This window comes from Bordetella sp. 15P40C-2 (assembly GCF_009763235.1).
Classification (GTDB): Bacteria; Pseudomonadota; Gammaproteobacteria; order Burkholderiales; family Burkholderiaceae_B; genus Bordetella_A.
In genome coordinates this window covers 130504-140613 of the sequence record NZ_WSJA01000057.1, presented here as the reverse complement: position 1 = coordinate 140613, position 10110 = coordinate 130504, and the positions used below count along the sequence as shown (strand labels likewise).

Genomic DNA, 10110 nt, shown 5'->3' with positions numbered 1-10110 from the left:
AGTCTGATGCGTCGTCATCGCTGGAAGTTGACCGCCATGCAGAAGGAAACGCTGCACCGCTATCTGGCGCAGATGCCGGTGCTGCAGGCGTTGTATTTCGCCAAACAGCAGCTCAACGGATTTCTGGTTTTGAAGAGCTTAAAGGCCAAACGCGCACAAAAAATGCTGCCGAAATTCCTGGCTCTGATCCGGCAGTTCGAGCAAAGTCCAGCCAAGGCGCTGGCGGCGACGTTACTATCGTGGCTCGAGCCCATCGTGCGGATGTGGCGGTTCACCAAATCCAACGGGATTACCGAGGGCTTCCACACGAAGATGGAAATGCTCTCGCGCCGGGCGTTTGGGTTCAGAAATTTTGAGAATTACCGCATGAGAGTCTTGGCTCAGTGCGGTTGGAACGGTGTGATTAACCGGGTCTGATGAATGCTCATCCCCCGTTTATGGGGTAGAGCCCAAAAAACCCGCAGAACGCGATGTTCATGCGGGTTTTTCAGTAAATCATCAGGCGTTTTGAAGCGCACTGATTTGGAATCTTGGTGCCGACGGCGAGACTCGAACTCGCACAGCTTTCGCCACTACCCCCTCAAGATAGCGTGTCTACCAATTCCACCACGTCGGCTTGGGTCTTGCATTTCCTGTGTCGATATTCAAACCAGGAAAGTCGCGCATTCTAGCACGATTTTTCGGCTTGAGCCAATTGGCTCAAGCTTTCTTGCTATCAATTATTGCGCCGGGCTCTGTTGAGTGGGCTGCTCGGACGACGGCTGAGCAGCGGGTGCGTCCGCGGGCTTATCAGCGGCGGTCTCGGGCTTGTCTGCCGCGGGCGCCTCGGGAGCCGCCGGTGCTGCTGCGGGTGCCTCAGTGGCAGCCGGAGCGGCATCAGCAGGCGCCTGCGTCTGCGGAGCGGCGGGCACGGATGGCACCGATGCGTCGGACTGCGCGGGCGCGGTTTGCGGCACGCCAGCACCAGGAATCTGCGGCACAGAGCGATCAGCCGGGAAATCCTGCATCACACCGGATTCCATGCCTCCAAACGGCGATACCGAGTGGCTCATGTACGCCAGACCGAGGGTCGAGGCAAAAAAGACCACGGCAGCCCATTTGGTCATGCGCGACAAGAAGTTAGCCGCGCCAGTCGCGCCGAACAGACTGCCGGCCGAGCCGCTGCCAAAGGCAGAGCCCATGTCGGCGCCTTTGCCCTGCTGCAGTAGAACAAGGACGATAATCGCCAGCGCGGACACAACTTGTACGCCCAGCAAAAGAGTGAGTGTCAAAGACATTAAAAAGACTCCGGAAACTTAGGCTGCGGCAATCCGCAGGAATTCTTCAGCGACCAAGGACGCGCCGCCCACGAGGGCGCCGTCGATATCCGGCATCGCAAACAAAGTGGCAGCATTGGCGGCCTTGACGCTGCCGCCGTACAACACGCGCACCTGGCCGGCGCCCTGAGCCCGCAATGCGAGACGAATCGCACCGTGAACCTCTTGCGCCTGCTCGGGCGAAGCGCTTAAACCCGTGCCAATCGCCCATACCGGCTCGTAGGCCAGTACCATGCGTGACAAGGCATCCGCGCCCAAGGCCAGGACCGGCGCGAGTTGACGCTCGATGACGCTCAACGTATTGCCGGCTTCGCGATCCGCGAGGGATTCGCCCACGCAGACCACCGGCGTCAGGCCCGATTCCAGCGCGGCGCGCGCCTTGTCAGCAACGCCCTGATCGGTCTCGCCGTGGTAGGTGCGCCGCTCGGAATGCCCGACCAGCGCCAAACGGCAGCCGAATTCCTTCAGCATGGCGCCGGAAACTTCGCCCGTGTAGGCGCCTTTGGCATGCGCGCTGACATCCTGTGCTCCCCACGAAACGGCGCTGCCTTCCAGAACGGAAGCAGCCTGAGCCAGATATGGAAACGGCACGCACACACCGATTTCGCAGTGTGACGCCGGATCGGCGGCGCGCAAAGCTTCGAGCAGCGCAGCGTTTTCGGCCAGGTTGCCGTGCATCTTCCAATTGCCCAGCACGAGACGGGCGCGGTTTTCAACTGAGGTCATGGCGCAAACGGGTTAAGGGCAACCTGGGCGACAAAACCCAGGTCAAACCCAAGATTGTATCCTGAATAGCTGCAGCTACGCTGAACGCCGTGTTTATTACACAGTCAGGATGATTTTGCCTATGTTTTCGCCGGCCTCCATCATCGCATGGGCGGCCGACGCCTGCTCCAGCGGGAACGTGGCGTGGACTATCGGTTTGATACGACCCTGCTCCAACAGCGGCCAGACGTGCTGACGCAATGACTGCGCGATTGCGCCCTTGAACGCCACCGGACGTGGACGCAGCGTCGAGCCCGTGACCGTCAAACGCCGCCGCAGAACCTGATTGGCGTCGATCTCGGAACGCGCGCCACCCAACAACGCGATGATCACGATACGCCCATCGTCGGCCAGACACTTCAAGTCGCGGTTAATGTAGTCGCCGGCCACCATGTCGAGAATGACATTGACGCCCACGCCACCAGTCGCCTCGCGCACGACTTCAACGAAATCTTCCGTCTTGTAGTTGATGCCGCGAGCCGCCCCCAAGGACTCGACGGCCCGGGCGCGTTCATCGCTGCCTACAGTGGCATACACAGTGTTACCCATCGCGCGGGCCAGTTGGATCGCCGTGGTCCCGATGCCGCTCGCGCCACCGTGCACCAACAGGGTTTCGCCAGCTTTGAGCGCGCCGCGGTCGAACACGTTGCTCCAGACCGTGAAATACGTCTCGGGCAAGCCCGCTGCCTCGATATCCGACAGGCCTGCGGGGATCGGCAGGCACTGCTCGACCGGCGCCACGCAGTATTCGGCATAGCCGCCGCCCGCGATCAGCGCACAGACCTTGTCGCCAATGGCGAAGCTCCCGGCCGCCGCATCCCCGCCCACGATTTCGCCGGCGACTTCGAGTCCTGGCAGATCCGAGGCTCCGGGAGGCGGCGGGTAGCTTCCCTTGCGCTGAGCCACGTCGGGGCGATTCACGCCAGCCGCTGAGACCTTGATCAGGACCTCGCCAGCGCCCGCCTCAGGCATGGGCCGCTCCACGGGCACCAGGACCTCGGGGCCGCCAGGCTGGGAAATTTCTACTGCACGCATAGTTCGCCTCCTCGTGTAAATCGATTATTATTGCGCCCTTTACGGAAGATCCAAACCCGCTGAATTCGTCGTCTTTGCACGCGGGACTTCCAGACTGCGGTATCATCCGCAGCGCAGAATGGAAGTGTGGCCGAGTGGTTGAAGGCACCGGTCTTGAAAACCGGCAAGGGTTTGCGCCCTTCGTGGGTTCGAATCCCACCGCTTCCGCCAACTGCACCCATGGCGAAATTGGTAGACGCAAGGGACTTAAAATCCCTCGCCTTCGGGCATCCCGGTTCGATTCCGGGTGGGTGCACCATCATTTCACGCTTCCCTTAGTCTGATTTGCGGACTTTCCTGCGCTGCACATCAGGCTTGCCGTTGAGCGTTTCCCAAAATACTCACATCGGGATGGCATGATCGGGGGTCGCATGACGGCATTCCCGACCACGAATTTTCTCCGTTACAACCCGGCACCTTGTCGCCAGCAAACGGGCCAACGCGGCCTATCGCCTCGCGGTAACATGCTTGGCAACTTGTGCTGACCTCCCCCGCATGGACGCTTTTTTCGACCAGATCGGTCAATTCATCCAGACCAACCAGGACTGGGCAGGGCCGATCATATTTTTGCTGACGCTGGGCGAATCGATGCTGATTATCGGCATATTGATCCCCGCCACGGCGCTGCTGCTTTTGACCGGCGGCTTGATCGGCACGGGCACCCTCTCGCCATGGAGCCCGCTGATCTGGGGAATCGCCGGAGCAATCGTCGGGGACGCGATTTCGTACGCTTTTGGACGGTGGCTGGGGCCGACGATGTTGCGCCGCTGGCCGTTCAGTACACAACGCACCGCGGTAGCGCGGGCGAGACTGTTTTTTTCCCGGTACGGGTTCGCCTCCGTGCTAATGGGCCGTTTCCTCGGCCCATTTCGTTCGACGGTGCCCACGGTCGCGGGGATCATGGCCATGAAGCACACGCGCTTTCAACTGGCCAATGTGATCTCGGCGGTATTGTGGGTTCCGGCGATGCTGACTCCCGGCTATTTGGCAGCGCGTAGCGCTGGGGCGCTACAGGATACGCAACATGCGGGTCTCATCATCGGCTTCGTCTTGTCCATCGTCTTTGGCCTCGCGCTGATTGTGATGTTCCTGCGTAAACGACCGCAGGCAGCTAACGGACGCTCGCGCCGCCGCTGATCCGTCCGACCCGGTCATGGCATCGGGACTTACCCTGATAGGAACGCCATGCGCCCTAGGGCGCACACGGGAAATTCATCTGTCTTGCCGCTCCGCCAGCGCAACGCTGGAACTCGACGTAGCTTGCTGTTACTCAAGGACAACAAGTCTTTCTAACGGGCGGCGTTGACACTATGAACGACTTTTCACTGCTGAGCGTTTCGCGCATCGTGCACATCGCACAGTCGCAAAACATCGAACAAGCCAGGCGGATGCGGCTAGTCGACAAAATTATCGACGTGCTTGCAGGCGGCATACGCCGAGAGGCGATAGAAAGCTTGTTCGACTGCATTGCCTCTATCAAGGTGAACCCGTGGCACCACGAAGACGACTCCGGACGTCTCAATAATGAAAAGGAAAGGCTGAAAAAATTCCTGCAACTGCGTAGCCTTGCGCCGCAAGAACACCGTCATCAATTCAGATTCGATATCTGGAACCACATCACGGGCGCGGTGGGTTGCAGCTTTCATATTGGCGATGCGGAGATATACCGTAATGATCGTATCTACGGAATCTTCGACGAAGCCGAGATCTGGAAACTGTTTGCGCAAAAGCTGAGGCTGGATCTGGAGGACGCGGTCAATACCTCAGATACCTATGCCACGCTGCGCACGTTGGACGAGGCCGACGCGTTCATATCACGATCCTGGCCTATGAGGCGTATGACGGCAGAACAACGCCGCGCCTTCCCCGGCGAGCAGATGACCGAGATCTTCAAGGATTTGCCATCAGAGACGAAGATGCGCGTGTTGGAAGTCTGCAATGGGGAGTTCGGCAAACGCATCCGGGGCGTGCTGCGTTTCGCGCACGAGACGCTGATGAAAGCCGCCGAACAACCGCAGTCCGCGCCGCGAGCCGCCATACGCAGTGCGGCCGTGCCCAAAACCGTTAATCTGCGGCAATGGGCGACCAAACAAGAGCGATTATCCAAGCCGCTCGCGTTGGACGCGCTACTTCATCAATTGCTAGCCGTATGCAGCGCTACGGTCGCGGACGAAACAGCGGCGCAAGGCGTCAACCTCAAGTCAGTCGAAGGCGCAAAGCCAACCACCCCGCAAAGTCTGCCAGCCGTGACGCTGATTAATCATCTTCAGCTTACAGAGGCGGAGAGGCGTGCCTTGCATGCGATTGGCGTTCCAGACCCGGTATTGCGGTTGATCTAGGGCACTGTCGTGGTGGCGCTTCCCGCCTATGGCGTCATCGCCGTATGGCGGGAAACGCGCCCTCGCCTGTCACCACCACCTGAGCCGGCTTGTCGCCAAACTTGACCGGCAGAATGGACCCCGGCGCCAAACGCGCTGATGCTTGCGCACTGAACAACTGCGTGACCGATGTATCGAAGTCAGAGGTATTCGCCCTGTGCGGTTGCACACGCAGCGTCAGCGCATACCAATGGCGGTCCCTGCCCTCTTCGGGCGAACCGATACGCTTGGCGGTGAGGATCCGGGCATCGCCAGACTCACCGTGATGCCGAATGCGGTGAGCCAGGTCGTTGATCAGGTGGCTGCGTACAACGATTAATACGTGCCCGATGAGATACAGGGTGAACGCCCAGGACAGATCAGGCGCGTTCGCCGGCGTAGCCAGGTAAATCGCCTGGTACAGATAGGCGACGAGCACGCCGCCGCCTGCCAGCATAAACCCCACGCCGGCGACCGTGGCCAAGCGATAAAGCATCATGGTTCAACTCACGTCGCAATCGCCGTCACATCAAGCCGTCAGCAGGACCACTTTTTTCTGCCCGGGCTTGAGAAAGCACCCTAGCGTGTTCCAAAGATTCTGTAGCGCAAGACATAGCCAGCGAATCACCACGCCACCACTGGCCACCACGGTGGCCGCGAAAAGCGCGATCGTGGTGCCCAACATAAACAAGGTACCCGAAGCAAGCCCCAGAACCCCGGAAGGCAGATCGATGGTCAAAGGCGCCACCGACCAGATGTTATGGGCAGGCCGATTCTTGATAAAGACATTGGTGGTGGGCAGCTTCATCAAGTTGAGCATATCGTTCTTGGAAACGCCCGTCATATACGGCCCGAGTCCCGGGCTCTTGCCACTGTCCATGCTGCTCCATAGAGGCATGATGTTCTCCTTAAGGCGATGATGCGCTTCGTAACTCGGCCTCGAACAACTCGTCGTCGCGCTCGATGGCGCCGAGACGGGTTTTGATCGAATCCGAGTCGGTTAATAAGCGATGAAATTTGGTGCGGTTCAAGGTAACGCCCTCGAGCCCGCATTGATGCAAGCGTGAGTAGGAAAAATCGGCAAACGCCAGACTTGCTCCGCCGAATTCGCAGCGCTCGAACGAGGCTTTCTGAATCGCGGCGAGATTCAGGCTCGCGTGGGCGAAACCCGAGCGCACGACGATCGCGCCATTCCAGATACCTTGATCATAAACACCATGATCGAAACAACACTCCTCGATCTCGGCGTTAATGAATAACGTGTTCGGTGCGTCAGCCCGCGCGAAGCTCACCCGACTCAGTTTGCTATCGCTGAAATTGCAGGCGGCCATGCGCGCATCCGAAAAGTCGACGTCTTCCAGCGTCGCCTCGTTAAACTGGGAACCCGACAGATCCTGTGCGCGGAACTGTCGGCTTTTAACGCAACATCCAGAGAACACGGCATCGCGCAGCACGGCGGCATCGAAGGACACTCTGGATACATCCAGTTCGTAGAACACCGCATTGCTGAGGTCGCACGCGCTAAAATCCGAGTCGGCCAACTGGCTGTCCGTGATGTTCGCGCCAGCCAGGTTGGCGCCTTGCAGCGAGGCTTCGTGCAGGTCGCATTCCGTCAGATCCACCTGTGGGGCTTCACACTGGGAAACAGTGGCTTGCCGCAAATCGCAGCCATTGAACGACGCCTCCGTCAGATCGCAATCGCTGAGCATCAGGTGCGCCATCTTGCAGCGTTGAAAGCGTGATCGGGAAAAGTCCGTGCCCTGCGCGGACATCCGCGAAAAATCGCATTCCACGAAAAGGCTGTCGTTGAATTTGCTTGCGATCAGACGCGCATCGGAGAAATTCACCGCGTTAAACATCATCCCGGTCAACGTGTCGCCCTCGAACGAAACCCCCGCGAGATCGAGATCGCGGATGAGCTCGAGCGTATCGGCTTTACTTAATACAAACTCCTTACTCACGATTCACGTCCATCCATCCAATGACCGCCATCATGCAACGGCGCCAGTCGGGTGCGATGCACATAGGCGCGGTCCGTGCGTGTAGAGGCATCAAGCACGGTCTCGCTCATATCGGCACGGAAAAAATTGCAATCAGATAAATCGGCGCCGATAAACCGGGCTTTCTGGAAAGATCCGTGCATCAGGTTGCTGCCTGATAAATCCGCCATGTCGAGGTTCGCGCGTATAAACATGGCCTGTGGCGTCTTGATCCGACGCAAGCGGCATTGCCGCAGATTCGCGAGCGACAGGTCAGTCTGCTCAAACACCGACTCCGAAAAATCCACATTGACGAAAGACACCTCACGCAGCATCGACTGACGAAAGTGATTGCGCGTGAGCTCGCAATCGTTAAATGAAACATCCTCATAAAACGACGTTTTCGTAATCTCACACTCCGTGATTGCCACTTGGGCAAAGGCACTGTTCATATGCGCCGCGCTCAGCATCTTCGTACGATGTATCGCCACATCGTTCAGCGATGAATCGTTGAAATTGCTTTTTTGCAGCAGGCTGCCGTTGAACTCGCACTGTTCGATCTTGCACTCCTGAAACGACACGTTCACGAGTCGCGCGCCGTCGAAAACGGTTTCCGCAAAAAGGTTCTTCTTAAAATCAAAGTTCTCGATCGACGCGTGGATAAAGCGGCATTGCCGGAAAACCGTCAGCCCCTCGGAAATGAGCCCGCGCAGCGACACCCCTTCCATCGAGACACCGTCAAACGTCGCTTCGCTGATGTTGCAGTCGCGCAGCTCAACATCATCCATGCGGCAATCGGCGAATGTGGCGCGAGCCAGTACGGTGTGATCAAACTTGGCGCCCGTCAGATTGGCGCCCGTAAAGTCCGCGTTTTCTAGCCACGTCTCGGTGAAATCGGCGCCCGAGAAGTCCATGCCTCGCAGGTCGGCGCCCGTGAGATTCATCTTGCTCAGATTCTTTCCCAAGCGATAACGCTGCTCGGCACGTTGACGCAACACGTGGGCGCGATGATCTCCGACACGCGCCACGCCTTCCTGGAAATGGACCGAGTACAGATAGACCTTGTTGAGTGAACGTCTCGTGGTTGCCGCTGCTTGACTAAGCGTATCCATGCCCCGGCCCTTCGGCGACTCGCGCAACACGGCGCGGGTTGCTTCACGCTGCCGCGCGGTCTTCAGCACTTGCTGAAATGCCTCGGCGCTAGGCGGCCCGCTCACGGGCAGCTTAGGCATGTCGTTGCGTCCGCTCTGAAAATCCAAGCTCCGATAGATATCCGCGGTCGCTTGCTCTTGCCGGGTCGGCACGGCATCGGAGCCCGACGCGGCGGCGAACGCCTCGTCGCGTTGTTTCGCCAGCTCCTGCATCGCCTCGGCCTGCAACTTGTCGTGCTGTGCCACCATCTCGGGCAAATCGGCCAAGGTGACGGGCTTGATGGGACCGACGAATTTCCCTTCAGGGTACCCTTGGCGTTCCTCCGACATGCGCGTCATCTTGGACAGCATGGCATGGTCGTCGGCGGCAAACCGCTCTATCCACGGCGCGAGCATGTCGCCCGGCATGAGCTGCTCGTCCCGAAACACGTGTAATGCGGCTTGCTGCAGATCGCATCGGTCCCGCATCACGCGCGCATAATCCTCGAGCGCGCGCGGCGCGTCGCATTTTTCCATCGCGGCCATGATCACATCGACGTCGTACGCGTCGTCGGTAGCGATCTCGATATGACCGTGAAAGAGCAACAGGTAGCTGCTGCGATGAGGAACGAACCACACCGTGGTGGGTTTAAGGCGAATCTCATCAATCGCATCCTCCACACCACGGCGTTTGATGAAACAGCGCGCCTGCACGGCTGGCAGCTTGCCAGACCAGCATTGGCGTTCGGGGTGCATATTCCACATCTCGAACGTCTCATCCATCCTCAACGCGTCACGGTCCTGCCAGATTTGGTCTTCAGGTGCGGCGTTAAAGGCGGAGAACTGCATGTTGTCGAAAAACCCAATGCCCACGCGTTCGATCCACGCTTGATCGCAGCTGCCCATTTTCTCCAAGCGCTGCGGCCAATCCATCCGGATCTGCCCAAAATTAAACGGTGGCACGCGCTGCCCTTTACGATGAATGCGCGCAAGCGGCGTTTCCAGATTCGGTAGACGAATCGCCGACAATCCATTTACCTCGATGGAATCCAGGCCGGTACCCAGCGGGTTGGGTTCGAAGTCGCTGCCGCCAAACGCATTGCTCCACGTCAGCGGCATTTGCTCGAATGGCTGCGCGTTCGTGATCTCGTCGCCATTCCAGTACCGCTCGCCAAACACCAGGCCTTCTTTGACCTTGTCCGCGACCCGCGCCCGCACCATGCAGCAGGTCTTATCCTTTTGGTGCGCGGTATAGGCATAGCCGCTGACCAAAAATTCCGGATGCGGCTTGGGCATGATGCTGTCGAACATCTCATCGCAGTCCAGCTCGGGCAGCACCTCGTGCAGCAGCGTGTATTCAGGCAGAAACCGAGGCTGATCATCGAGGTGCTCGACCAAGGCGGCGATCGTGACGGCCAGATACGTCCCGTCGCGCCAACGGTAGGGACGCGGCATGACCATCAGACGTAGCGGTTTGATTGTCTTCATG

At 59.0% G+C, this 10110-nt stretch carries 10 protein-coding genes and 3 tRNA genes; 5 read left to right on the top strand and 8 right to left on the bottom strand.

The window, feature by feature from the left end; all coding sequences use genetic code 11:
• Nucleotides 1-417, top strand: a 417-nt coding sequence (locus tag GOQ25_RS18985) for a transposase (protein WP_160352032.1), incomplete at its 5' end; no start/stop codon positions are given.
• A gap of 114 nt (nucleotides 418-531) precedes the next feature.
• Here the strand turns inward: GOQ25_RS18985 and GOQ25_RS18980 are convergent.
• The 4 genes from GOQ25_RS18980 to GOQ25_RS18965 form a co-directional block, all read right to left on the bottom strand.
• Nucleotides 532-616 (bottom strand) — tRNA-Leu (locus GOQ25_RS18980).
• Between the two features lie 103 nt (nucleotides 617-719).
• A complete protein-coding gene (gene secG, locus GOQ25_RS18975; protein ID WP_160352031.1) occupies nucleotides 720-1277 on the bottom strand; it encodes a preprotein translocase subunit SecG in 558 nt (185 codons plus the stop codon).
• Between the two features lie 18 nt (nucleotides 1278-1295).
• Nucleotides 1296-2042, bottom strand: a complete 747-nt coding sequence (gene tpiA, locus GOQ25_RS18970; RefSeq protein ID WP_160352030.1) for a triose-phosphate isomerase — start codon at nucleotides 2040-2042, stop codon at nucleotides 1296-1298.
• A 96-nt stretch (nucleotides 2043-2138) separates the two neighbouring features.
• A complete protein-coding gene (locus GOQ25_RS18965; protein ID WP_160352029.1) occupies nucleotides 2139-3116 on the bottom strand; it encodes an NAD(P)H-quinone oxidoreductase in 978 nt (325 codons plus the stop codon).
• 120 nt (nucleotides 3117-3236) lie between these two features.
• On the opposite strand from GOQ25_RS18965, the gene GOQ25_RS18960 reads away from it, so the two are divergent.
• The 4 genes from GOQ25_RS18960 (at nucleotide 3237) to GOQ25_RS18945 (ending at nucleotide 5494) form a co-directional block, all read left to right on the top strand.
• A tRNA-Ser gene (locus GOQ25_RS18960) sits at nucleotides 3237-3326 on the top strand.
• Nucleotides 3327-3329: 3 nt separating this feature from the next.
• Nucleotides 3330-3414 (top strand) — tRNA-Leu (locus GOQ25_RS18955).
• 236 nt (nucleotides 3415-3650) lie between these two features.
• On the top strand, nucleotides 3651-4292 hold the full coding sequence (locus GOQ25_RS18950; protein ID WP_160352028.1) for a DedA family protein: 642 nt from the start codon (nucleotides 3651-3653) through the stop codon (nucleotides 4290-4292).
• 173 nt (nucleotides 4293-4465) lie between these two features.
• Complete coding sequence (locus GOQ25_RS18945) at nucleotides 4466-5494, top strand: hypothetical protein (RefSeq protein WP_160352027.1); 1029 nt, start codon at nucleotides 4466-4468, stop codon at nucleotides 5492-5494.
• Nucleotides 5495-5528: 34 nt separating this feature from the next.
• On the opposite strand, the gene GOQ25_RS18940 is transcribed toward GOQ25_RS18945, so the two are convergent.
• Genes GOQ25_RS18940 through GOQ25_RS18925 form a run of 4 tightly spaced genes read right to left on the bottom strand, consistent with a single transcriptional unit; the run spans nucleotide 5529 to nucleotide 10109 of the window.
• On the bottom strand, nucleotides 5529-6011 hold the full coding sequence (locus tag GOQ25_RS18940; protein ID WP_160352026.1) for a hypothetical protein: 483 nt from the start codon (nucleotides 6009-6011) through the stop codon (nucleotides 5529-5531).
• 30 nt (nucleotides 6012-6041) lie between these two features.
• Nucleotides 6042-6410, bottom strand: coding sequence for a DUF4150 domain-containing protein (locus tag GOQ25_RS18935; protein ID WP_160352025.1), 369 nt, complete (start codon nucleotides 6408-6410; stop codon nucleotides 6042-6044).
• A 10-nt stretch (nucleotides 6411-6420) separates the two neighbouring features.
• Complete coding sequence (locus GOQ25_RS19825) at nucleotides 6421-7473, bottom strand: pentapeptide repeat-containing protein (protein ID WP_160352024.1); 1053 nt, start codon at nucleotides 7471-7473, stop codon at nucleotides 6421-6423.
• Complete coding sequence (locus GOQ25_RS18925; RefSeq protein ID WP_160352023.1) at nucleotides 7470-10109, bottom strand: DUF2169 domain-containing protein; 2640 nt, start codon at nucleotides 10107-10109, stop codon at nucleotides 7470-7472. Before GOQ25_RS18925 ends, GOQ25_RS19825 begins: the two co-directional genes overlap by 4 nt.
• Nucleotide 10110: the final 1 nt, after the last annotated feature.

Coding starts and splice junctions, on each gene's coding strand:
- GOQ25_RS18940 (WP_160352026.1), bottom strand. CDS start 6,011: ATGATGCTTTATCGCTTGGCCACGGTCGCCGGCGTGGGGTTTATGCTG.
- GOQ25_RS18945 (WP_160352027.1), top strand. CDS start 4,466: ATGAACGACTTTTCACTGCTGAGCGTTTCGCGCATCGTGCACATCGCA.
- GOQ25_RS18950 (WP_160352028.1), top strand. CDS start 3,651: ATGGACGCTTTTTTCGACCAGATCGGTCAATTCATCCAGACCAACCAG.
- GOQ25_RS18935 (WP_160352025.1), bottom strand. CDS start 6,410: ATGCCTCTATGGAGCAGCATGGACAGTGGCAAGAGCCCGGGACTCGGG.
- secG (WP_160352031.1), bottom strand. CDS start 1,277: ATGTCTTTGACACTCACTCTTTTGCTGGGCGTACAAGTTGTGTCCGCG.
- GOQ25_RS18925 (WP_160352023.1), bottom strand. CDS start 10,109: ATGAAGACAATCAAACCGCTACGTCTGATGGTCATGCCGCGTCCCTAC.
- tpiA (WP_160352030.1), bottom strand. CDS start 2,042: ATGACCTCAGTTGAAAACCGCGCCCGTCTCGTGCTGGGCAATTGGAAG.
- GOQ25_RS18965 (WP_160352029.1), bottom strand. CDS start 3,116: ATGCGTGCAGTAGAAATTTCCCAGCCTGGCGGCCCCGAGGTCCTGGTG.